Below are 22,018 nucleotides of genomic sequence, written 5' to 3'. Positions count from 1 at the left end.
CTGTAATGACCCTTCTGGGTGTGGGTGCGCGCCTGATCGACGTCACGAGCGGCAGGACGCTCGAAGGCGAGGAACTCGGCACCGAGGCCACCCGCGTGGGTGCCGCGTTGTCGCTGATGCCGCCGGGCGCGTTGTTCGCGCGGATGTCGGTGGACCTCGAAAGCGTCCTGAACTATCTCGGCGCGTTCGAGGCGGGCCGCGCGATCGCGTTGATCGACCCGGCGCTGGACGCCGACGTGCTGGCGGGGCTCATCGAGCGTTTCCGCCCGGCCGCCGTGCTGTCCGCGCCGGACGCGCCCGCCCCCGAGGGTTATGGGGTCTCCGACCGACACTGGGTTCGGGAGTCCGCCGAAGGTGTCGAGCCACATCCGCAGCTCGCGGTCCTGCTGCCCACCAGCGGTTCCACCGGCAACCCGAAGCTGGTCCGGCTCTCGCGCGGCGCGATGCTCGCCAACGCCGACGCGATCGCCGAGGTGCTCGGCATCGACCGAGACGAGGTCGCGCCGACCAGCCTCCCCTTGCACTACAGCTACGGCCTGTCCGTGCTGAACTCGCATCTCGTCCGCGGCGCGACCGTGGTCATCGAGCCCTCCGGCGTGCTCGGGCGCGGGTTCTGGGACGCGGTCAACGAGCACAAGGTCACTTCGCTCGCGGGCGTGCCGTATCACTACGAGATGTTGCGGCGCCTCAAGTTCGACCCGGCGAAGTACCCGACCTTGCGTACACTCACCCAGGCGGGCGGAAAGCTGCGCGACGACCTCGTCGCCCGGTTCAACGACAAGATCCGCGAGGTCGGCGGGCGGATGTTCGTGATGTACGGGCAGACCGAGGCCGCGCCGCGGATGACCACCGTCCCGGCGGAACGGCTCGCGGAGAAGCTCGGCTCGGCCGGGCCCGCGCTGCCCGGCGGCTCGTTCGCGATCCGGCGCGGGGACGGTTCCGAGACCACGCATCCGAAGATCGTCGGCGAGGTCGTCTACCGCGGGCCCAACGTGATGATGGGGTACGCCGAGGACGAGGCCGGGCTGGCCGCGGGCGACGAGTACGGCGGCGTGCTGGCCACCGGCGACCTCGGCTACCTCGACGAGGACGGCTTCCTCTACATCACCGGGCGGCTCAAGCGGATCGGCAAGGTCTTCGGCAACCGGGTCAGCCTGGATGATCTCGAGCACGCCGTGCGTTCCGCCTCGGTGGGGATCGACGTCGTGGCGGCCGTCCCGGCCGGGGACAAGGTCGTCCTGTTCGCGGAGCTGCCGGAAGGCGACGGCGCCAAGGAGATCTGCAAGGACGCCGCGAAGGCGCTGTCCGAGCGGCTGCACCTGCACACGAGCGGGTTCGACGTCCGACCCATCGACACCGTGCCGCTGCTCGCCAGCGGCAAGATCGACTACCGGTCGCTGGAGGCCCAGGTATGAGCGTCTTCACGTTGTCCCAGGCCGAGCGCGAGAAGCACTTGCTTCCGCAGCTCGCCGAGCTCACCGCGCACCACCGCGAGAACTCCGAGGGCTACGAGCGCGTCCTCTCGTCGCTCGGCATCGCAAGGGACGCGGAGTTCGCGTCCATCGCGGATCTGCCGTGGCTGCCGGTGCGGATGTTCAAGACGCACGACCTGCGCAGCATCCCCGAGTCCGAGATCTTCAAGACGCTGACCTCCTCGGGCACCACCGGCGCGGGCGCGTCCCGGATCTACCTGGACAAGGACGCCGCCGGCGCGCAGACCAAGCAGCTCGGCGCCACGTTGCAGGAGATCCTCGGCAACGAGCGGCTGCCGATGCTGATGGTCGACACCATCGGCATCATCAAGAACCGCCGCTCGTTCTCCGCGCGCGGCGCGGGCGTGCTGGGCATGGCGAACTTCGGCCGCAAGCACACCTACGTGCTCGACGAGAACGACCAGCCGGACGTCGAGGCGGTCAAGACGTTCCTGGCGACGTACGGCGACAAGCCCTTCCTGATCTTCGGCTTCACCTTCATGGTGTGGCAGTACCTCTACGAGGTCGCCCGCGAGCACAGGCTGGACCTGTCCAACGGGATCCTGGTCCACTCCGGCGGCTGGAAAAAACTGATCGACCGCGCGGTGGACAACACCGAATTCCGCCGCCGGTTCAAAGGGGACACCGGACTCACCCGCATCCACAACTACTACGGGATGATCGAGCAGATCGGCACCGTGTTCCTCGAAGGCCCGTCCGGGAACTCGTTGTACTGCCCCGATTTCGCCGACGTCGTGATCCGGGACCCGGAGACCTGGGAAGAGCAGCCGGTCGGCGAGCCCGGCGTGATCGAGGTCGTCAGCACGCTGCCGCGCTCGTACCCGGGGCATGTCCTGCTCACCGAGGACCTCGGTGTCTGCAACGGAATCGACGACGGCGACTGGCCGGGCAAGCACTTCTCGGTCTTGGGCAGGCTGCCCAAGGCCGAGGCCCGCGGCTGCTCGGACACCTTCCAGGGAGCGGCGGCATGAGCCTGAACCAGCGTTTTCCGCTCGCGGACGCGATCGAGGTCGACGAGCTCGTCGAAGAGCTGCGTGCCGAGCCGGTCGGGGGACGGCTGCGCGTGGGCGACCCGCGTGTCGTCGAGTTCCTGACGAAGTTCGCGCGCAAGCTGCTCGTTCCCGCGACGGCGCGCCGCTTCCCGGAACTGGCTTCGCTCGGTTTCTTCCTGCGCAAGGGAGAGATCGCCAAGGCGCTGAAGACACTGTCCACTTTGGAAACATCCGGTGACGCGCTGCGCTTCCCGCGCGGGCTGGTCTTCCACGTGCCGCCGGCCAACGTCGACACGATCTTCGTGTACTCGTGGGCGCTGTCCGCGCTGGCCGGTAACCACAACGTCGTCCGCGTGTCGTCGCGTTCGGCCGGCGCGGCGGAAACGGTGCTGGCGGCGCTGAACGCCGCACTGTCCGAAGTGGACGCCGACACCGCCGCCGCGATCACCGCGACGCAGCGCATGGTCACCTACGACCGCAGCGACGCGATCAGTGGCGCGTTGTCGGTCGCCGCGGATCTCCGGGTCATCTGGGGCGGCGACGCCTCGGTCGCCGCGCTGCGCAAGTACCCGCTCGCCCCGCACGCGCGTGACCTGACCTTCCCGGACCGGTCGTCGTTCGCGGTCGCTTCGGTGCGCGGCTGGCGGAACGCCTCCGACGCCGAACGCCGCGGCGCGGCCGAGGGTTTCTACAACGACTCGTACTGGTTCGACCAGGCCGCCTGCTCGTCGCCGCGCGCGGTGTTCTGGGTCGGCGACGAAGACGGCGCCCGGGAAGCCGGGCAGGAGTTCCGGAAGCTGCTCGCCGAGGTGCTGGCGGCGAAACAGCACGTCACCGAGCCCGCCATGGCCGTGCAGAAGCGGGTTTCCGCGTACGGCGCGGCCGTCGACGGGCTCGTCGACGGCATCGAGTTCCAGGGCAACGGCATCGCGACACTGGAGCTGGCCGACCCCGCCGTCCTCCCGCGCGAGTGGCTCGGCGCGGGCACTTTCGGCAACGCGCGCGTCGACACGCTTTCCGACCTCGTCCCGATCGTGCTCCGCAAAGATCAAACCGTCGGTCAATTCGGCTTCACCAAAGAAGAATTGACGGAATTCGTGACGGAATTGGCAGGCCGCGGCGTCGACCGGGTCGTTCCGTTCGGCTCGGCCCTGACGTTCTCCGCGATTTGGGACGGCTACGATCTGCTGACCGAGTTCAGCCGCTTGGTGACCGTGCAGGTCTGACCTGCGGGTACGAGGTAGCAGCAAAGGAGGTTCAGTGACGACGGTCGAAACGCCCGAAGAGGAGTCTTCGGTTGCGGTAAAACAACCGAAATCCACCAAGGCGAAGATCCTCGACGTCGTCCGCTGGGTCGCCATCCTGCTGGTCGTCGGTTTCGCGGCGAAGACCTTGGTCACCAATTGGGGTGAATTCTGGCGGACCTTGTCCGAGGTCGCGTGGGAATCCTCCACGTTGAGCCTGCTCGCGCTCATCGCCGCGATCATGGTGTCGACCTACGGTTGGCAGGTCATGGTCGACGACCTCGGCAAGCCGATCGGCTATGCCCGCGGCGCGCAGATCTGCCTCGTCGGCTCGCTCGGCAAGTACGTGCCGGGTTCGGTATGGGCGTACCTGCTGCAGATGGAGCTGGGGCGCAAGGCCGGGCTCGCCAGGGCACGGATCTTCACCGGCTCGCTCATCCAGCTCGGCGTCGGCGTGGTGTCCGCGCTGGTCGTCTCGCTGCTCGCGGCCCCCGCGGTGTTCAGCAACAGCCCGCGGGCGCTGTGGCTGTTCGTGTTGATCCCGGTCGGCCTGGCGATGCTGCACCCGCGTGTGCTCACCTGGGGCACGTCGCTGGTGCTGCGGATCCTGCGCCGTCCGCCGCTGGACCACCGGCTGAGCTGGTCGGTCGTCGGGAAGGTCTTCGGCTCGTCGACCGCCGCCTGGGCGCTCCAGGGCGTGCACTTGTGGTTGCTGGCGAACTCCGTCGGCACGCCCGGGTTCAGCGGCTTCGTGCTGTGCGTCGGCGCGATGGCCGTCGCGATGACCGTCGGGACGTTCGCGTTCATCCTGCCCAGCGGGGTCGGCGTCCGCGAGGTCGCGCAGGTCGCCGTCCTGACCGCTTCGGGCCTCACCGTCGTCCAGGCGACGGCGTTCGCCATCGCCTCCCGGGTGATGTTCACCGTCGCGGACCTGATCACCGCCGGCGGCGCCGCCCTCTCGGCCCGCCTCGTGACCCGCGATTAGTCACCTACTTGCGGTCTATCACTCGCCTTGGCGCCTACGGAACGACCGCAAGTAGGTGACTAATCGCGGGGGTTCAGCCGGTAGATGACGGCGTCGGGGTTGCGATAGACCTCGGTCACGAAGTTCAGCCCGTCCAGATCGCGCAGCCCGGCCTGGCGCGGGGCGCCCGTCGGGTAGCCGTACTGCCCGAGGATCACCCACCGCACGTTCAGCCGCGCCACCGCCGCCCGCACCCGCGCGTTCGACGGGTACTCGCGGAAATGCCACTCCAGCAGCCGCGCGTCCGACGGCGACAGCGTCTCGTCGAAATGCCCGGAAGTCGTCCGGACGCCGGAGAGCGCGTAGGTCCACACCGTCCCGTCCAGCCGGTCGTTCAGCGCGCGCTCGCCGGGTTTCACGAACTCGGCGAGCTTCTCCATCGCGACGACCTCGTCCGGGCTCACCGGCAGCTTGTGCGGATCGGCATCGGGCGTGTTCGCGTAGCCGGGCGCGACCTTGGCCGCGTTGGACGGCGCGTAGAAACCGTTGCTCAGGAAGGCGAACGCGCCGAACACCACCACCGCGACGGCGAACGCGGGCATCTTCCGGTGCGCCACGTTGTCCCGCAGCCACGCCTGCGACTCGGCGAGGCCGTGCGCCGCGATGATCGACAGCGGGATCGCCGCCATCGACATGAACCGGTACGGGTCGTTCCACCAAGGCCGCGACAGCGCCAGCACGAGCGGGTGCTCCGACGACGTCACCGCGATGTAGGCGAGCCCGCTGAGCAACGCGGTCACGCCGATCCAGCGCAGCGCGCCCGCGCGTGAGAAGAAGATGAAGCCCAGCAACAAGGCCACGGAAAGCCAGATCTGCGGATACGGCTCGTGATGCTGGAAGCCCAGCAACGCGCCGAGCGCCGTCGTCGCCCGCCATTCGACCGGCCAGCTGCGGTAGGGCAGCGCGCCGTTCGCGAGCCCGATCGCGCCGAACAGTTGCAGCCACGCCACGACGATCGCGCCGACTCCGACGATCGCCAGCGCGCGCAGGTCCCGGCCGATCCGCCGCCACCGTTCGCCGGGCGCGATCCAGCGTTGCAGCAGCAGCGGGCCGGCGAACAGGATCGCGCCGAACAACGCCGACGAGTGCACGCACAGCAGCCCGACGGCGGTCGCCAGCAGCACGAAGCCGGTGTCGGGCGCGGGCCGGTCGAGGTAACGCTTCACCGCGACGGCGGCCAGCGGGGTCAGCGCGAGGCCGAGCAGGAACGGGAGCAAAGGTCCCCTGCTCATCGATTCGTACAGGCCCATCACCGGCGCGATGGAGACGAGCGCGGCCGCGCCCGCGAACACCGCGCGCCCACGGAACACGCGCACCATCGTGACCAGCGACAACGCCAGCAGCGCGGGCAGCAGAGCGGTGTTCACGTCCAGTGTCAGCGGGATGGTCGCCGGGCTGAGCAGGTACAGCACGGACGCGAGCAGGTGGTACGCGTTGGGGTAGAACACCGGCGCCGCGTCGCCGTACCAGTTGACCTCGCCGGTGCCGAACAGGCTGCCGTCCCCGGTTTCGGCGATCTGCCGGACCCCGTTGGCGTGATAGACGGCGTCGAAGCCCTGCGGGATGGCGTCCAGCCTGCCCATCCCGCGCACCACCGCGTACATCCCGACGGCGGCCGCGAGCAGCAGGCACGCTCCCACCGCGAGATGCCCGGACCGTCCCCACAGCGGTTCCTCGGACGCGGGCGGCCATCGGCGCAGAGTGAGCCGCCGCAGGCCGTACGCGACTCCGGCGAACAAGGCCGTCGCCACCGCGTAAGTCACCGGGGTGAACGGGAGCCCGAGCGCGGCCGCCCACGGTCCCGCGAGGCCACCGATGGTGTAACTCAGCAACGGTGTCGTCCCCGCCAGCACCCAGCCGCGCAGGCCGACGGCGAATCCGGTGAGCAGACCGGGAAGGCCGAGGACGAGCAGCGCGACGCACAGGGTGACGACGTCGGCCGGCAGGGAGGTCTGGATGGGCACGGGCTACCTCGGGTGGGGAATCCGCACGGAACCCCCGAGGTGCGGAACGGAAGGGGAAGCCAGATTAACCACCGGGGACCGTTACCCGAAGGAGTCACATCCTGCCGGGCAAAACGGCGGGCGGTTGCCTACTTTGTGCACACTTGCTGGCCCATTCGTGTCGATTGACTGCGCCGAAAGAAACAGACCGGCGCCGTGATCGATACTTGACCGTAGGCCTTTCGCACACGAAGCGGCTCGGCCCGGGAGGGTGGGGATCAGGTGGTGATCGCGCTTGTCGTCGCCTGGCTCCTGGTCGCGGTCTTCGTCCTGGTGGCCTGGCCCAAGATCAGCGCGGACAAGACCTGGCGCGCCTTCGCGCTGATGCTGACCCTCGGTTTCTCGCTGGTGCACCAGCTGATGTTTTCGACCATCGCGGAGGACGCGTACATCACCTTCCGTTATGTCCAGAACATCGCCGACGGCAATGGCCCGGTGTTCAATCCCGGCGAGCGGATCGAGGGTTACGCGAATTTCCTCTGGATGATCGTGGTCGCCTTGCCGAAGGCCGCGTTCGGGGCCGACATCGAGACTTCCGCGGTCGTGCTCGGCGTTCTCGCCACGCTCGGCGCCGTCCTGCTCGCCCATGTGACGGTGAACCGCGTGGTCGCGCGGGCGGCCGGTGAGGCGCGCCCGGCCTCTGGGGTGGCCGCCGCGGTGCTGGTCGCGGGCGCGGGGGGCCTCGCCGCATACGGCGGGTCAGGCACCGAGACGCCGTTGTTCGTGTTGCTCGTGTTCGGTGTCTTCGCCTCGCTCGCGGCCCGCCGGCCGGTGGTCGCCGGGGTGCTCGTCGCCTTCGCGATGATGACGCGCCCGGCGGGGTTCCTGCTCGCGGTCCTGGTCGGGATCTGGCTGGCCGCCGCGGCCTCGCGCGGCCGCTACACCTGGTGGTCGCCGGTGGGCTGGCTGCTCGGCGGGCTCGTCTTCGCGGCACCGTGGATCGCTTGGCGGGTGACCTACTACGACCATGTGCTGCCGCCGTCGGCCGTCATCCCCTTCGACGTCGGCCTGTCCGCCAGGATCGACGGCGGGTGGCGGTATCTGTCGGGGTTCTCCCTGGCCCACCAGGGATTCCTGCTGCTCGGCCTGATCGCGGTGGTGGCCCTGTTGCTGCGCCGCACCGGCCGGACGCCGCACGAGGCCGAGGCCAGGTCGCTGACCTGGCTGATGCTGGCCACCGCCGTCGCGCTCACCGGTTTCGTGGTCTTCTTCGGCGGCGACGCCGGGCCCGCCTGGCGGCTGCTGGCGCCGATCCCGCCGCTGCTGTCGGTGGCGGCGGTGTCGGCGGTGCTGGTCTCCGGCGTGCTCGTTTCCACCGCGAAGCCGAGCCCGCGGCCGCGTCCGCCGGTCCAGCGGCTGGTGCCCGCCGCCGCGGTGGCGTTGTCCGGGCTCGCGGTGCTGGTGTCGGTGTTCAGCCCGGAGATGCTCGCCCGCGTGCGTGCCTGGCACGACCACGGCGCGCAGATGGAGGAGATCGGCCGCTGGCTCGACGGCCATCTGCCGCCCGGTTCGGTCGTGAGCACCTCCGCGCCCGGCGTGCTGTCGTACCACGCGGGGACGCAACTGCAGATCGTCGGCGTCCGGGGCCAGACCGAGGAAGAAGGCGAGGTCGTCGTCTCCCGGCGGCATCCGACGATCGCCGTCATCACCGACAGCGGTTACTCGGCGAAGCAGACCTGCGTGATCGACCCGGCGTACGCGGCCAGGTATCGCGTCGCGACGTTCGCGCGCGAAGGAACCTCCTCGTGGATCACCGTGTTCCTGCGGGCGGACGTCGAGCGGGCGGTCACGTCGGCCCTCGACCGTTCGCTCGATTTCCGCCACGTACCGTGCCCTTCGTGAGTGTCGTTTCCCCCAGCAGACCGGCAGTGCGTGAGGCGACCTCGCGCCTGTCCGGCCTCGGTGTGTTCGCCGCCGCGCTCGCCGTGCTCCTGGTTCGTTTCCTCGTGCCGCGGCCGATCGCGATGTCCGACAACGGCGACGGTTTCCGCGTGCTGTGCGGCGCGGGCATCCCGTGGAAGGGCAAGCCGGAGGGATTCGTCCACCTCGCCTACACCGCCCCGGCCGGCGAATGCGACGCCACCTATCTCCTGACCCAGAGCTGGTTCGCGCGGATCGCGCGGTCGATCGGCGGGCTGCTGGGCCTCGAATCGACGCTCAGCCTGGTCGTCCTCGGGGTGCTCACCAGTGTTCTGGCCGCCGCGGCGATCGCGCTGATCGTCGTCGGATTGCCGTACTCGCGCCGCGTCCGCGGTTTCGCGGCCTTGGGGCTGCTGCTGGTCGTCGCGGACTCCGCTTTCTTCGGCTACTTCGCCTCGGTGCTCGGGGAGGGTGCCGCGTTCCTCGGTCTTCTGCTCGCCGTCGGCGGCTTGCTGGTCGCCGCGCGGCCTGGCTGGTGGCGCTACGCGGGACTCGCCGTGCTGGTCTTCGGCGGCCTGATCGCGGTGAACGCCAAGGTCCAGACGCTGATGATCCTGCCGCTGCTCGCGCTCGCCGCGCTGCTCGTCCGTCCTGCGGGCGTCCGCGGCCTGAAGCGGTGGCTTCCCGCGGTGTTCGTCATCGGCGCGCTCGCCGGGGGCACGGCCTACGCGCAGCAGACCGTCGAACCGGCGAAGCTGCCCGACGGCTCGCTCGCCGCGCGGCCGGGCGACGATTCGCGTGAGATCAACATGTTCAACACGATCTTTCTGACCATTGTGGACGGTCGGCACGACACCGGGGCCGACCTCGCCGCGCTGGGGCTGCCCGCTTCCTTCGGCCAGTACGCGGGCAACGGCTGGTGGCATCCGAAACCCGCGACGCAGGACCCCGAGTACCCGAAGTACCGCGAACAGATCAGCAGGCGCAACGTCGTCGAGTACTTCGCGACGCACCCCTGGCGCACCGTCGAGATCCTGGACCGCGCGGCGGGCGATCTGCTCACCGCGCGGCCGCCTTACCTCGGCAGCTTCGACCGGGCGGCCGGTTTCGCCCCGGAGACCCAGGAATACCGCGTCCCGATCGTTTCGACCGTGACGAAACTGCTGGCGCCACTGGGTTTCTTCGCCCTGTTGCCGATATGGGCACTGCTCGTCTGGCGTGGCTGGAAAACCCGGCGCGCGGCCCTGGGTGTCGTGCTGGGCTTTCTGCTCGCCGTCGCCGTCGGGCAGTTCGTCCTGGCCGCGTTGGGGGATGGCTTGGAGAACGTCAAGCACCAGGTGATCGCGCTGTACTGCACGGTGCTCGGCGTCGCACTGGCGCTGGTGACCTTCGCGCGGCGGGAACGCGCGGAGTGATGTGACCTACGCGACCGTAGGTCGGTCACCCTACGGTCGCGTAACCTGAACGAATGGCTGAGCTCGTTTACCCGCCCGTCATCATGGCGGCGAAGTTGATGTTCCGGGTGCTGGACAACCGCATCCGGGTGGAGGGGACCGAGCACATCCCGTCGACGGGCGGGGCGGTCATCGCCTGCAACCACGTGAGCTATCTCGACTTCATCTTCTGCGGGCTGGGGGCACAGCCCGCGAAACGCCTGGTCAGGTTCATGGCGAAGAAGGAGATCTTCAGCAACCGCATCGCCGGACCGCTCATGCGCGGCATGCACCACATCTCCGTCGATCGCGGCGCGGGTCTCGCGTCGTACCGCGAAGCCGTCGAGCGCCTGAAGGCCGGGGAGGTCGTCGGCGTGTTCCCCGAGGCCACGATCAGCCGGTCGTTCACCGTGAAGGACATCAAGTCCGGCGCGGTCCGGATGGCCGCCGAGGCGGGTGTCCCGATCGTGCCGATGGCGCTGTGGGGCACGCAGCGGCTGTGGACCAAGGGCCGCCCGAAGGACCTCACGAAGCGCCACGTCCCGATTTCGATCCTCGTCGGCGAGCCGATGCACCCGAAGGCCGACGAGGATGCCGAAGTCCTCTCGAAGGACCTGCGCGTGCGGATGTCCGCGCTCGTGGACCGCGTTCAGGCCGGCTACCCGGAGAAGCCGTCCTCCGACGACGAGCGCTGGTGGCTGCCCGCGCACCTCGGTGGCACCGCGCCGACGCCGGAAGAGGCCGCGAAGCTCGACCGCGAAGGCCGCTAGCCCGCCCGTGACGTCCGTCTGATCACGCGTGTCGTCCCTCCGGTCACGTGTGCCGTCCGTTCCGTCACGCGCGCCCGGCCTCCACCGATGTGGCTTTCGCACCACCTGCGGCCGGGCCGGCCGCTAGAACCAGCGTTCGAGCACCTGCGCGACGCCGTCCTCGGAGTTCGGCGCGGTCACCTCGTCGGCGACGTCGAGGGCGTAGCGGTGCCCGTTGGCCATCGCGACGCCGTGCCCGGCCCAGCGGAGCATCTCGACGTCGTTCGGCATGTCCCCGAACGCGATCACCCGCTCGGCCGGGACACCCAGCCGCTCGGCGACTTCGGCCAGCCCGGTCGCCTTCGTGATGCCGTGCGCGGCGATCTCGATCAGGCCGGTGTTGGTCGAGTAGGTGATGTCGACCGAGCCGTCGAGCACCTCGCGTGCCGCCCGCGCCATCTCGTCGGAGTTCATTCCGCGCCTGCTGATCAGCAGTTTGATCGCCGGATGCCCGAGCACCTCGGCCCGCGGCGCCTCCGTGCCTTCGTGGTCGCCCCACGGATTGTGGTAGTCCGGCTCGATCACGAAGTTGCGCATCTCCGGGTCGAGCGCGGACTCGCCGACCCGCTCCGCGGCGAACCGGCAGCCGGGGAGGGCGTGATCAAGAGCACTCACCGTGTCGTGAAGAAGCTGGGGTTCCAGCAGGCCGTGGATCGCCACGATCCGGTCCGTCCCGATCTCGTACAGCACCGCGCCGTTCGCGCAGACCGCGTATCCGGTCAGGCCGAGCGGGGTCGCGATCGGCGCGATCCAGCGCGGCGGACGGCCGCTGGCCAGCACGAACGGCACTCCGGCCGCGGCGACGCGCCGGACGACGCCGATCGTGCGTTCGGACAGGACCTCCAACGGGCCGAGCAGGGTGCCGTCGACATCGGAGGCGATCAAGAGAGGCTTTTCCACCGGCACATCATCCCCGAAGATCCGCCCATCGGGCGAAGTGTCGGCGGGCACCGCTACCTTGCCGGGTGTGCGCGTAGGCATCGTGATCCTTCCGGAAGATCGTTGGTGGGCGGCCGAGCCGAAATGGCGGGCCGCCGAGGAATACGGCTTCGACCACGCTTGGACGTACGACCACCTCGGCTGGCGGACTCTCGTCGACGGCCCGTGGTTCAGTGCGATGCCAACGTTGACGGCGGCCGCGATGGTGACGTCGCGGATCAGATTGGGCACCTTCGTCGCCTCACCGGTCGCACGGCACCCGGTGCCGTTCGCCCGCGAGCTGACCACCCTCGACGACATCTCCGACGGCCGCTTCATCCTCGGCGTGGGCGCCGGGGTCACGAACACCAGCTACGACGCCGTCGTGCTCGACGGCCCCGAATTGTCGGTCAAACAGCGCACGGACCGGTTCGCCGAGTTCGTCGAAGCGCTCGACGGCCTGCTGATGACCGACGGCTTCGACTTCGAGGGCGAGTACTACCGGGCCAAGGGCGCGAGGAACCAGCCCGGCTGCGTACAGCGGCCTCGGCTGCCGTTCCTGGTGGCCGCGAACGGCCCGCGCACGATGACGCTCGCCGCGCGGTTCGGCGCGGGCTGGGCCACGACGGGCGGCAAAGCGGACACCCAGGACGAGTGGTGGAAGGGCGTCGCGGAACTCGTGAAGACCTTCGACGAGCGCCTCGACGTCGTGGGCAGGGACAAGGCGAGCGTGCAGCGCTTCCTCAGCCTCGACTCGGCGCCGGTCTTCTCGCTCTCCAGCGTGGACGCGTTCACCGACGCCGCCGGGCGGGCCGGGGAGCTCGGCTTCACCGACATCGTCACCCACTGGCCGCGGTCCGGCGATTACTACGTCGGCCGTGAGTCGACCCTCGAAGAAGTCGCGAGCGATGTACTCCCGGTACTCCAGGGAAGAAGCTCTTAGGCCGATCGGGTGACGTTGGGGGGCCGGGTAAACCGGTTCCGCCCCCTGGTCGTCTGACAGACAAGTACAGCGAGTGGGCGTGGCCGACGACGGCTGCCCCTCATGGGTCACCCCGGGGGTGAATGGGGGACTGAGGCTCGCGTGGTCGCGGCAGGGGCAGTCCGCAGCCACGCGAGCCTTGATCTTTTGCCGCGATTCGCGTGTCCAGACGCGTAACTCACGTGATTGAAGGCGTAACTCGCGAGTTACGCCTTCAATCACGCGTCATACGGCTTCAAACACGCGTCTTACGCCCCGGCGCATCGGCGGGTGGTCAGCGGGTCAGCGTGTAGATCGAGGCGCCCGCGTTGGAGAAGTCCTTCCGCAGGAAGCCGAGCCCGTCCAGGTCCCGCAGCCCCGGCGCCGGCGGCTCGCCGATCTTGATCGGCGAGCTCCCGATCAGCACGTGCTTGATGTTCAGCCGCCGCACCGCGGCCCGTACCTCGGGGTCGGTGTCGTACTCCCGGAAGTGCAGCGCCAGGTACTTCGCGTCCGGCGGCGGCACGCCCGGGTCGTAGTGCCCGGCGACCGGGTGGATACCGGTGATGGCGTACAGCCAGGCCGTCCCGTCGAAGCGCTCGTTGAGCACCTTCTCGTCCGGACCGACGTTCATCTTGGTCAGCTCGTTCATCGCGGCGAGCTCGTCGGCGCTGACCGGCGGCGTGACCTCGCCCTCGGGCCCGTTGTAGTACAGGAACGACACCGCGTGCGCGTTCGACTCGGTGTAGAAGCCCTTGGTCAGCACGGCCGACGCGGCCACGACGAACACGGCGGTCGCCAGGCCCAGCCGGGCGGGCAGCGCGGGACGGCTCTTCACCCAGGAGCGCCCGCTCGCCCACTTCGCGAACCAGCGCTGCAGCTCCGCCATGCCGTGCCCGGCCAGCAGGCACAGCGGGATCGCGGCGAGCGCCATCAGGCGGTACCGGTCGTTCCACCAAGGCCGCGACAGGGAGATCACCCACGGTTCGGCACCGAACGAGGCGACCAGCACGAACAGCACCGAGAACCCGATCGCCGAAAGACCCACCCAGCGCATCCGGCCGAGCCGGAACAGGCCGAGCACGCCGATCACCAGCAGCACCGTCAGCCATACCTGCGGGGCGCTCAGCACCTGCCGGAACGTCACCAGCAATCCGAGCGACTTCACGATCGGCAGGTCCGAACCCCACGCGTAATAAGGGTATGAACCCGAAGTGAAGTTCAGGGCGCCGAGGATATGCGGCGCCGCGAGCAGTCCGCTGCCCACCATCACCGGCACCATCTTGACGACGTCGCCGCCGATCACCCGCCAGCCGCCACGGCCTTCCGGCACCCCGTCGAGCGGTTTGTGCCGCAGCGCGCGGTACCAGCGCTGCACCACCAGCGGGAACGCGAACAGCAGTGCACCGAACAGCGCCGACGAGTGCGCCGCCAGCAGGCCGACCGCGGTGAGCGCGAGCACGTAGCCGGTGTCGAGGCCGGGCCGCGCGAGGAAGCGGGCCAGCGCGACGACGGCCAGCGGCGTCAGCACGATCCCGAGCGCGAACGGCAGCAGCCCGCTGGACACCGACTCGTACGCGCCGGTGGTGGCCGCCGCGGCGACCAGCGCCGTGCAGCCCGCGAACACCGCACGCCCGCCGAGCTGGCGGATCAGGGCGACCATCGACAGCGCGAAGATCCCGGCGACCGGCATGGTGATGGCGTTCAGCGTGACCGGGATCGTCGTACCCGAAATCGAGTACACGAGCGAGCCGACCAGGTGATACGCGTTCGGGTAGAACGAGCCGTCCGGGTACCAGTTGATGGTGCCCATGCCGGTCAGCGAGCCGTCGCCGGTCTCGGCGATGTAGCGGATGCCGTTCGCGTGGAAGACCGTGTCCCAGCGCTGGAACACCGCCGTCGTCCCGCCGCGGGCCGAGAGCACCACGAGGATCGAGATCCCGACCGCCAGCGCGACGCAGGCCGCGACGGCGTAGTGCGCGCGCGGGTGCCACTTCGTCGGCGGCTCCTCGGCGCCCGGCTTGAGCCGGCCGCGTGCCTGACCGAGCTTCCGCAGGCCGAAGCCGATCCCGGCGAGCACGACCGTGACGGCCGCCACGGTCAGCGGGTTGTACGACACGCCCGCGAGTGCCAGCCACGGTCCGGCCAGTCCGGTTACCGTGTAGGACAGCAGTGGGGCCAGGCCCGCCAGGGCCCAGCCGCGCAGGCCCGCGGCCCGGCCGACCAGCCCGCCGGGGACCGCCAGGACGGCCAGATAGGTGAGGGTCGCACCGAAGTAGGACCAGAAGGTGTCCGGAGTAGGCACTGCTTCCTAAATGTGTCTGTCGAAGGTGAAAACCGATGCTCGCTGCAGGACTCGGAGTCGACGTGCGTACCCTCGACGCCCGTGAGCGCGCACACGAACCCCGACAAGATTACTGAAGCCGATTACACCGGCTACGACCTCATCGTGGTCGGCTCCGGATTCTTCGGGCTGACCGTCGCCGAACGGGCCGCGGCCGAGCTCGGCAAGAAGGTCCTCGTGCTGGAGCGGCGGCACCACATCGGTGGCAACGCCTACTCCGAGGCCGAGCCCGAGACCGGGATCGAGGTGCACCGTTACGGTGCGCACCTGTTCCACACCTCGAACAAGCGGGTGTGGGAGTACGTCAACCGCTTCACCGAGTTCACGAACTACCAGCACCGGGTGTTCGCCAAGGTCAAGGACCAGGTCTACTCCTTCCCGATGAACCTGGGCCTGATCAACCAGTTCTTCGGGAAGTCGCACACGCCCGACGAGGCCCGCGAGCTGATCGCCAAGCAGGCGTCGGAGTTCGAGACCGCGAACGCGCAGAACCTCGAAGAGAAGGCGATCTCGCTGGTCGGCCGCCCGCTGTACGAGGCGTTCATCCGCGGCTACACGGCCAAGCAGTGGGAGAACGACCCGAAGAACCTCGGCGCCGACATCATCACCCGGCTCCCGGTCCGCTACACCTTCGACAACCGGTACTTCAACGACACCTACGAGGGTCTGCCCGTCGACGGCTACACCGCGTGGCTCGAGAAGATGGCCGAGCACGAGAACATCGAGGTGCGGCTGAACGTCGACTACTTCGACGTCCGCGAGCACATCCCCGCCGGCACCCCGACCGTCTACACGGGTCCGCTGGACCGCTACTTCGACTACTCCGCGGGCCGGTTCACCTGGCGCACCGTGGACTTCGAATCCGAGGTCGTCGAGACGGGTGACTTCCAGGGCACCTCGGTGGTCAACTACAACGACGAAGAAGTGCCCTACACCCGGATCATCGAATTCCGGCACTTCCACCCGGAGCGCAAGCACTACCCGAACGACAAGTCGGTCGTCTTCCGCGAGTACTCCCGGTTCGCCGGCGAGGAAGACGAGCCGTACTACCCGATCAACACCCCGGAGAACCGCGAGAAGCTCGAGGCCTACCGCGAGCTGGCGAAGGCCGAGGCCAAGAACAAGAACGTGCTGTTCGGCGGCCGTCTCGGTACCTACAAGTACCTCGACATGCACATGGCCATCGGCTCGGCGCTGACCGCGTTCGACAACAAGATCGCGCCGCACCTGACCGATGGCGCGCCTTTGGACGGGTCTCTCGATGCTTGAGAAGGGCGCTCCCACCGGTGAGGTCGCTGTTCTCGCGAAGGCTCAGAGCGTCCTGAAGAGCGACGTCACGGTCAAGGCGGCTCGGGGTCTTTCGCACTTCGGCGAGCACAGCGCGGGATGGTTCGCGCTGGGGCTCGTCGGGGCGGCGGTCGACAAGAAGCGCCGCAAGGACTGGCTGGTCGCGGCGGCCGGTGTCGTCGGCGCGCACGCCGCGTCCATCGCGGTGAAACGCGTGGTCAGGCGGCCCCGCCCGGACCACCCGAGCGTCGAGGTCCTCGTCTCCACGCCGAGCAAGCTGAGCTTCCCGTCCTCGCACGCGACCTCGACTACGGCGGCGGCGGTGCTCTACTCCGGATTGACCGGGCGTAACCTGGTCCCGGCCCTGGTACCGCCGATGCTGGCCTCCCGGCTCGTGCTCGGCGTCCACTACCCGACCGACGTTTTGGCCGGAGCGGCCCTAGGGGGCGTAGTCGGCGGCCTGATACGTAGGAAGCTGAAGCGACGATGAGTGAAACGACCGAGAAGGCCGATTCCAAGCCTGACGACGTAGAACCCGTGGCCGGGGCCGCCGAACCGAAAAAGGTCGCCGGCGGTCTCGTCGGCGGCATCATCAAGACGGCACGCCCGCGCCAGTGGGTGAAGAACGTGCTGGTGTTCGCCGCACCGTTCTTCGCCTTTTCGAAGTCGACGGACCGGACCGGTCTGCTGATCGCCGCGCTGATCGCCTTCGCGGCGTTCTCGCTGGTGGCCTCCTCGGTCTATCTCATCAACGACGCGATCGACGTCGAGGCCGACCGGGCGCATCCGACCAAGCGGAACCGGCCCATCGCGGCCGGGATCGTGCCGGTACCGGTGGCGTTCGTCGCGGCGGCCGTGTTCTTCGCGGCGGGCCTCGGCATCTCGTTCCTCGCCAGCTGGCAGCTCGCGGTCGTGCTGGCGGTCTACGAGGCCGTCCAGCTCGGCTACTGCTTCGGGCTCAAGCACCAGCCGGTGGTCGATCTGGCCATCGTCGGCTCGGGCTTCCTGATGCGGTCGATCGCCGGCGGTGTGGCGGCCGGAATCGCGCTTTCGCAGTGGTTCCTGCTGGTCACCGCGTTCGGCTCGCTGTTCATGGTGGCGGGCAAGCGCTACGCCGAGATCATGCTCTTCGAGCGCACGGGAGCGAAGATCCGGTCTTCGCTCAAGAAGTACTCGGCGAGTTACCTGCGGTTCGTCTGGGCGACGTCCGCGGCGATCCTGATCATGTCGTACTGCCTGTGGGCGTTCGAGATCCGCCAGGTCGAGCGCAACTCGGTCTGGGCGGTCGTCTCGATGGTCCCGTTCGTGGTCGCCGTCCTGCGCTACGCCGTCGACGTCGACGGCGGCAACGCGGGCGAGCCGGAGGAGATCGCGCTCAAGGACCGCGTGCTCCAGGTGCTCGGCGCGAGCTGGGTCATCACGCTGTTCCTGTCGTTCTATCTCTGATCGACAGCTCGGACACAGCGCATCCACAGGATGCGCACGCATCCTCGGTGATGGGGGCGGGCAAGCAGCCCGCCCCCAGTGTGCGAGCCTTGAGGAGCGAATCATGAGCGACCCGCAGCGGCCGTCCGAAGACGAGGACAAGACGGTCGAGCAGCCCTCGGGGGCGGACGAGACCTCGAAGACGCAGGCTCCGCCGGCGAAGGGCGGATTCCGCCGGTTCGCCGGGCACCGCGCGACGCAACTGGTCGCGGTCGGCGCACTCGGGTTCATCGTCGGCGGCGGGATCATCGGCACCGCCGTCGGCCTCGCCTCCCGCGACGGTGATCGGCGGCCCGGTATTTCCCGCGAACACCGTGGTCCTGGCGGCCCTGGCCTGCACCGGGACTTCCGTGACGGCCACGGCGACCGCGGTGGGCGTGACGAGTCGCACGGCGGGTAGATAACGGAATCATCACGCCGCCGTGTACGGTGTTCGTGATGCGAAGCGCCTCCGCTGATCTGCCCCAGGCTCCCGGTGCGCTGCCGGGAGCCGCCGTCCTTACCCGCCCCTGGGCGCTCCCGGCCGGGGCGGCGGTCGCTTCGGCCCTGGTGTTCGTGCTGGTCAGCGGTCATTTGATCGACGACACGTACATCACGCTCTCGTATGCGAAGAACCTCGCCTTCCACGGCCACTGGGGCCTGATCGAAGAAGGCACGGCCAACACCGCGACGTCGCCGCTGAACGTCCTCGTGCTGGCGCTCGTCACCTTCATCGTGCGGGACGCCGTCTTCGCCGCGGGGATCGTCTTCGTCGCGAGCCAGGTGGCGCTCGTCCTCGGCCTGCGCCGGATCGGCGCCGCGACCGGTCTCCCCGGCTGGTTCGCCCCGCTGGCGCTGGGCATGCTGCTGGTGAATCCGCTGCTGCTGTCGTCGGTCGGGCTCGAAGTCGCCCTCGGCGCGACCGCCGTCGTCTGGTCGATGGTGTTCCTGCACGAACGCCGTCCCGCCGCCGCGGGCGCGATGATCGGCCTGATCGCGCTGATCCGGATCGACCTGCTGCTGATCGCGTTCGTCCTGTTCCTCGGGCGCCGCGAATTCTGGGCGGGTATCTGGCGGATGACGTTCGCCGCGCTCGCGGTGATGCTGCCGTGGTTCCTGTTCAGCTGGCTGGTGCTGGGTTCGGCGGTGCCGGACACGCTGGTCATCAAGATCATGCAGCGCTCGTGGGGTCCGTTCAGTTTCACCAACGGTCCGCTGCTGTACCTGCGCAACTTGCCGGTGACGGCGACTCTTTCCTTCCTGCCGCTCGTGCTCGGCGCGCTGGCCGGTCTACTGTGGACATTCCACTTCCGGCGTGGCTCGGAGCGGGCGAAGCGGCTGTTGCCGTTCGCCACGCTCGCCATCGCCGGTGCGGCGCACTACCTGGCTTATTGCTGGCTGAACGTCCCGCCGTACCACTGGTATTACGCGCCCAGCATCATCGGCGCGACGGTCTTCCTCGCCGCCGGAGCCGGCGCTCTGCCCGGCCGGGCCCGGCTCGGCGCGGGGATCCTCGCGGGCGCGTTCGTCCTCGTGAGCGCCGTCGTCTACGCGGCTCCCGAACTGCCGCGCCGGTTCGCGCCCATCAGCAGCAACCACGCCGCGTCCGACGAGTACCGCGCGATCGGGGCGCAACTGGGCGAACTGACCAAGGGACGCAAGGTGGAGAGCGCGGGTGAGGTCGGCGCGCTCGCCTATTCCTGCGATTGCGACATCGTCGACCAGTTCTCCGACCGCGGCTCCGTCGACCCGGCGATCGTCGAGACGAAGAACCGCAGCGGCGATCTCGGCAAGGCCCTGCTGGAGGCGAACTTCCGGTTCTTCGACCACAGCGTCCCGCCCGCGACCCCGGATCTCGTGCTGGTCACCACCAGGAAGGCGCCACCGCCGAACGCGCTCGCGACCTGGACGATCAGCTCGCCCTGGATGGGCACGCAGAAGCTCTACCTGCTGCCCGCCCGCTGACCTTCGGCATTCAGAGGACCAAATGCGGAGCGTAGCCGTGCGCTCGTTCCCTAGATCGGCAGCTTCCGGAAGATCGGCCGCGGTACGTGCCGCAGGGCCGACATGACCAGGCGGAACGGGGCGGGCGCCCACACCAGTTCCTTGCCCGCGCGCGAGGCGCCGACGGCGATCTCGGCGACCTGCTCGGCGGTCTGCGCCAGCGGGGCGTCCTTGAGTCCCTCGGTCATCTTGGTCTTCACGTGCCCGGGGCGGACGACGGTGATCTGCACGCCGAACTCGGACAGGGCCTCGCCGAGGCCCAGGTAGAAGCCGTCGAAACCGGCCTTCGTGGAGCCGTAGACGAAGTTCGACCGGCGGACCCGCTCACCGGCGACCGACGACAGCGCGATGACCTTGCCGTGCCCCTGCTTCTTGAGCTTGTTCGACAGCGCGACACCCACCGAAACCGCGGCCGTGTAGTTCACGGTCGCCGCCTCGACGGCCTTCGCGTGGTCCTGCCACAGCTCTTCCTGGTCGCCGAGCAGGCCGAACGCCACGACGGCCACGTCGATGTCGCCACCCTCGAACGCCTTGTCCAGCACGGCCGGGTGCGACTCCAGGTCCTTCGCGTCGAAGTCCACGGTGGAGACTTCGGCACCCTTGTCCTTCAAGCGCTGCGCGGCCGCGTCGAGCCGCGGCGACCGGCGTCCGGCCAGCACGACCCGGAGGGGCTTCTCGGCCAGGTACTTCTCCGCGATCGCGAGCGCGATGTCGGAGGTGCCGCCGAGCAGCAGCAGGGACTGGGGGTTGCCCACAGCGTCGATCACAGTTCCAACCTTCGGGACATGTCAGAGGCGAAAACGCCTTCGGGGTCAACGGACGCGCGGACCTTGCGCCATTCCTCGAGCCGCGGGTACATCTTCGCGAAGTTCTCCGCCGAAGTGCGTGAGTCCTTCGCCGTGTACAGGCGGCCGCCGATCGCGAGGACGTCCTCGTCGAGCTCCTGGCAGAACCGGCTCAGGCCGTCCTTGATCGGGAAGTCGAGGCAGACCATCCAGCCGGGGTGCGGGAACGACAGCGGCGCCGCGTTGCCCTCGCCCATCTGCTTGAACACGTTGAGGAACGACACGTGCCCGGAGTCCGCGACCTTCTGGATGATCCGGCGCAGCGGCTCGTGCGCGTTCAGCGGCGTGCTGAACTGGTACTGCAGGAAACCCTTGGAGCCGTACGCGCGGTTCCACTCGCCGAACAGGTCGAGCGGGTGGTAGAACGCGGTCAGGCTCTGGATCTGGTCGCGCGCGTTCTTCGCGGTCTTGCGGTAGTACAGCTCGCCGATCGCGGAGAACGACAGCTTGTTCGCCAGCCCGTTGGGGAACACGTCCGGCAGGGTGGCCAGCGTGCCCGGGTTGAACTTGAGCGGATCGGTCCGCAGCTTGGGCGGCAGTTCGTCCAGCTTCGCGAGCGAGCCGCGCTGGAAGGCGGCGCGGCCGAGCTTGGCGCCTCTGGAGATCGAGTCGAACCAGCTGGACGAGTACGTGTAGTTGGCTTCGGAACCGTCGGTGACCAGCGCGAGGGTCTCGTCGAGGTTCGCCGTGCGCTGGATGTCGGCCTTGAAGTAGGCCGTCTCGGTCTTCGTCATCCGGATCTTGGCGCGGACGATGATGCCCGTCAGGCCGATACCGGCCACGGTCGCCCAGAACAGCTCCGCGTCGGGGCCGTCCGGGGTGAGCGTGCGCACCTGCCCGTCGGCGGTGATCAGGTCCATCGACACCACGTGGTTGCCGAAGCTGCCCGCCGAGTGGTGGTTCTTGCCGTGGATGTCGTTGGCGATCGCGCCGCCGATGGTGACCTGGCGCGTACCCGGCAGCACCGGCACCCACAGGCCGTACGGCAGGCCCTCGCGCATCAGCTTGTCGAGGCTGACGCCCGCGTCGAGGTCGACGATGCCGGAATCCGGGTCGATCGAGTGGATGCGGTCCAGCGCGGTCATGTCGACGACCAGGCCGCCCGCGTTCTGCGCCGGGTCGCCGTAGGACCGGCCGAGACCGCGCGCGATGACCCCGCGTTCCCCGGCCTGGGTCACCGCGCGGGCGATGGTTTCCACATCGGGGGTGCTCAGGACGTCCGCGATGGTCGGCGACGTCCTCGCCCAGCCCATGAGCGACTGCCGCTGTGTCTTGGGTGCTCGGGTCACGCCGACCAGGGTAACCACGCCGAACAATGCCCGGAACGTGACCCTGAA

The 22,018-nt window shown here is 69.0% G+C and carries 18 protein-coding genes; 13 read left to right on the top strand and 5 right to left on the bottom strand.

The features are described 5' to 3' along the window. Window positions 1-5 precede the first annotated feature (5 nt). The 4 genes from BLW75_RS23100 to BLW75_RS23085 are packed head-to-tail and all read left to right on the top strand — an operon-like array spanning window position 6 to window position 4,714. Window positions 6-1,415, top strand: a complete 1,410-nt coding sequence (locus tag BLW75_RS23100; protein WP_034309755.1) for an AMP-binding protein — start codon at window positions 6-8, stop codon at window positions 1,413-1,415. Continuing rightward, window positions 1,412-2,464: a LuxE/PaaK family acyltransferase gene (locus BLW75_RS23095; RefSeq protein WP_034309758.1), complete on the top strand. Its 1,053-nt coding sequence runs from the start codon at window positions 1,412-1,414 to the stop codon at window positions 2,462-2,464. The genes BLW75_RS23100 and BLW75_RS23095 overlap by 4 nt, the downstream gene beginning before the upstream one ends. After that, complete coding sequence (locus tag BLW75_RS23090; RefSeq protein ID WP_034309760.1) at window positions 2,461-3,711, top strand: acyl-CoA reductase; 1,251 nt, start codon at window positions 2,461-2,463, stop codon at window positions 3,709-3,711. Before BLW75_RS23095 ends, BLW75_RS23090 begins: the two co-directional genes overlap by 4 nt. A gap of 34 nt (window positions 3,712-3,745) precedes the next feature. After that, the gene (locus BLW75_RS23085) at window positions 3,746-4,714 is read left to right on the top strand and encodes a lysylphosphatidylglycerol synthase transmembrane domain-containing protein (RefSeq protein WP_034309763.1); all 969 of its coding nucleotides are present in this window, start codon (window positions 3,746-3,748) and stop codon (window positions 4,712-4,714) included. Window positions 4,715-4,773: 59 nt separating this feature from the next. On the opposite strand, the gene BLW75_RS23080 is transcribed toward BLW75_RS23085, so the two are convergent. Further along, window positions 4,774-6,717 (bottom strand): DUF6541 family protein, encoded by a 1,944-nt coding sequence (locus BLW75_RS23080; protein ID WP_091598165.1) that lies wholly within the window; start codon window positions 6,715-6,717, stop codon window positions 4,774-4,776. Window positions 6,718-6,978: 261 nt separating this feature from the next. Here BLW75_RS23080 and BLW75_RS23075 point away from each other — a divergent pair, with 261 nt between their 5' ends. Genes BLW75_RS23075 through BLW75_RS23065 form a run of 3 tightly spaced genes read left to right on the top strand, consistent with a single transcriptional unit; the run spans window position 6,979 to window position 10,819 of the window. Further along, window positions 6,979-8,598 carry a glycosyltransferase family protein gene (locus tag BLW75_RS23075; protein ID WP_034309765.1) on the top strand — a complete coding sequence of 540 codons (1,620 nt, stop codon included), beginning with the start codon at window positions 6,979-6,981 and terminating at the stop codon, window positions 8,596-8,598. After that, window positions 8,595-10,031, top strand: a complete 1,437-nt coding sequence (wsfD, locus tag BLW75_RS23070) for a glycan biosynthesis hexose transferase WsfD (protein WP_034309909.1) — start codon at window positions 8,595-8,597, stop codon at window positions 10,029-10,031. Before BLW75_RS23075 ends, wsfD begins: the two co-directional genes overlap by 4 nt. 53 nt (window positions 10,032-10,084) lie before the next feature. Further along, window positions 10,085-10,819 carry a lysophospholipid acyltransferase family protein gene (locus BLW75_RS23065; protein ID WP_034309767.1) on the top strand — a complete coding sequence of 245 codons (735 nt, stop codon included), beginning with the start codon at window positions 10,085-10,087 and terminating at the stop codon, window positions 10,817-10,819. Between the two features lie 123 nt (window positions 10,820-10,942). On the opposite strand, the gene BLW75_RS23060 is transcribed toward BLW75_RS23065, so the two are convergent. Continuing rightward, on the bottom strand, window positions 10,943-11,743 hold the full coding sequence (locus BLW75_RS23060) for an HAD family hydrolase (protein WP_034309911.1): 801 nt from the start codon (window positions 11,741-11,743) through the stop codon (window positions 10,943-10,945). An 82-nt stretch (window positions 11,744-11,825) separates the two neighbouring features. Between BLW75_RS23060 and BLW75_RS23055 the strand changes: the two genes are divergently transcribed. Continuing rightward, entirely contained in the window at window positions 11,826-12,719 is an 894-nt protein-coding gene (locus BLW75_RS23055; RefSeq protein ID WP_034309914.1) for an LLM class flavin-dependent oxidoreductase, read from the top strand. A 313-nt stretch (window positions 12,720-13,032) separates the two neighbouring features. Here the strand turns inward: BLW75_RS23055 and BLW75_RS23050 are convergent, their stop codons facing one another. Continuing rightward, complete coding sequence (locus BLW75_RS23050; RefSeq protein ID WP_034309769.1) at window positions 13,033-15,042, bottom strand: DUF6541 family protein; 2,010 nt, start codon at window positions 15,040-15,042, stop codon at window positions 13,033-13,035. Window positions 15,043-15,123: 81 nt separating this feature from the next. Here BLW75_RS23050 and glf point away from each other — a divergent pair, with 81 nt between their 5' ends. The 5 genes from glf to BLW75_RS23025 all read left to right on the top strand — a co-directional run bounded on the left by glf (window position 15,124) and on the right by BLW75_RS23025 (window position 19,797). Then, window positions 15,124-16,350 carry a UDP-galactopyranose mutase gene (gene glf / locus BLW75_RS23045; RefSeq protein ID WP_034309772.1) on the top strand — a complete coding sequence of 409 codons (1,227 nt, stop codon included), beginning with the start codon at window positions 15,124-15,126 and terminating at the stop codon, window positions 16,348-16,350. Continuing rightward, a complete protein-coding gene (locus BLW75_RS23040) occupies window positions 16,343-16,858 on the top strand; it encodes a phosphatase PAP2 family protein (RefSeq protein WP_034309773.1) in 516 nt (171 codons plus the stop codon). Before glf ends, BLW75_RS23040 begins: the two co-directional genes overlap by 8 nt. Then, window positions 16,855-17,814, top strand: a complete 960-nt coding sequence (locus BLW75_RS23035; protein WP_034309776.1) for a decaprenyl-phosphate phosphoribosyltransferase — start codon at window positions 16,855-16,857, stop codon at window positions 17,812-17,814. Before BLW75_RS23040 ends, BLW75_RS23035 begins: the two co-directional genes overlap by 4 nt. Before the next feature lie 103 nt (window positions 17,815-17,917). Continuing rightward, the gene (locus BLW75_RS23030; RefSeq protein ID WP_034309778.1) at window positions 17,918-18,253 is read left to right on the top strand and encodes a hypothetical protein; all 336 of its coding nucleotides are present in this window, start codon (window positions 17,918-17,920) and stop codon (window positions 18,251-18,253) included. Between the two features lie 38 nt (window positions 18,254-18,291). After that, a complete protein-coding gene (locus BLW75_RS23025; protein WP_034309916.1) occupies window positions 18,292-19,797 on the top strand; it encodes a hypothetical protein in 1,506 nt (501 codons plus the stop codon). 50 nt (window positions 19,798-19,847) lie between these two features. On the opposite strand, the gene dprE2 is transcribed toward BLW75_RS23025, so the two are convergent. Beyond that, complete coding sequence (gene dprE2, locus BLW75_RS23020) at window positions 19,848-20,603, bottom strand: decaprenylphospho-beta-D-erythro-pentofuranosid-2-ulose 2-reductase (protein WP_034309780.1); 756 nt, start codon at window positions 20,601-20,603, stop codon at window positions 19,848-19,850. Next, complete coding sequence (dprE1, locus tag BLW75_RS23015) at window positions 20,600-21,970, bottom strand: decaprenylphosphoryl-beta-D-ribose oxidase (RefSeq protein ID WP_034309917.1); 1,371 nt, start codon at window positions 21,968-21,970, stop codon at window positions 20,600-20,602. Before dprE1 ends, dprE2 begins: the two co-directional genes overlap by 4 nt. Window positions 21,971-22,018 lie beyond the last annotated feature (48 nt).

Origin of the sequence: Amycolatopsis lurida (assembly GCF_900105055.1) — a bacterium.
In the GTDB taxonomy this organism is placed as follows: Bacteria; Actinomycetota; Actinomycetes; order Mycobacteriales; family Pseudonocardiaceae; genus Amycolatopsis; species Amycolatopsis lurida.
Note: the sequence above shows the minus strand (reverse complement) of the source record. Positions and strands in the feature narration are given on the sequence as shown.

What these genes read in the sequence shown, in the direction of transcription:
- BLW75_RS23100 (WP_034309755.1), top strand. Translation starts at nt 6, where the DNA reads ATGACCCTTCTGGGTGTGGGTGCGCGCCTGATCGACGTCACGAGCGGC.
- BLW75_RS23095 (WP_034309758.1), top strand. Translation starts at nt 1,412, where the DNA reads ATGAGCGTCTTCACGTTGTCCCAGGCCGAGCGCGAGAAGCACTTGCTT.
- BLW75_RS23090 (WP_034309760.1), top strand. Translation starts at nt 2,461, where the DNA reads ATGAGCCTGAACCAGCGTTTTCCGCTCGCGGACGCGATCGAGGTCGAC.
- BLW75_RS23065 (WP_034309767.1), top strand. Translation starts at nt 10,085, where the DNA reads ATGGCTGAGCTCGTTTACCCGCCCGTCATCATGGCGGCGAAGTTGATG.
- BLW75_RS23040 (WP_034309773.1), top strand. Translation starts at nt 16,343, where the DNA reads ATGCTTGAGAAGGGCGCTCCCACCGGTGAGGTCGCTGTTCTCGCGAAG.
- BLW75_RS23035 (WP_034309776.1), top strand. Translation starts at nt 16,855, where the DNA reads ATGAGTGAAACGACCGAGAAGGCCGATTCCAAGCCTGACGACGTAGAA.
- BLW75_RS23030 (WP_034309778.1), top strand. Translation starts at nt 17,918, where the DNA reads ATGAGCGACCCGCAGCGGCCGTCCGAAGACGAGGACAAGACGGTCGAG.
- BLW75_RS23025 (WP_034309916.1), top strand. Translation starts at nt 18,292, where the DNA reads ATGCGAAGCGCCTCCGCTGATCTGCCCCAGGCTCCCGGTGCGCTGCCG.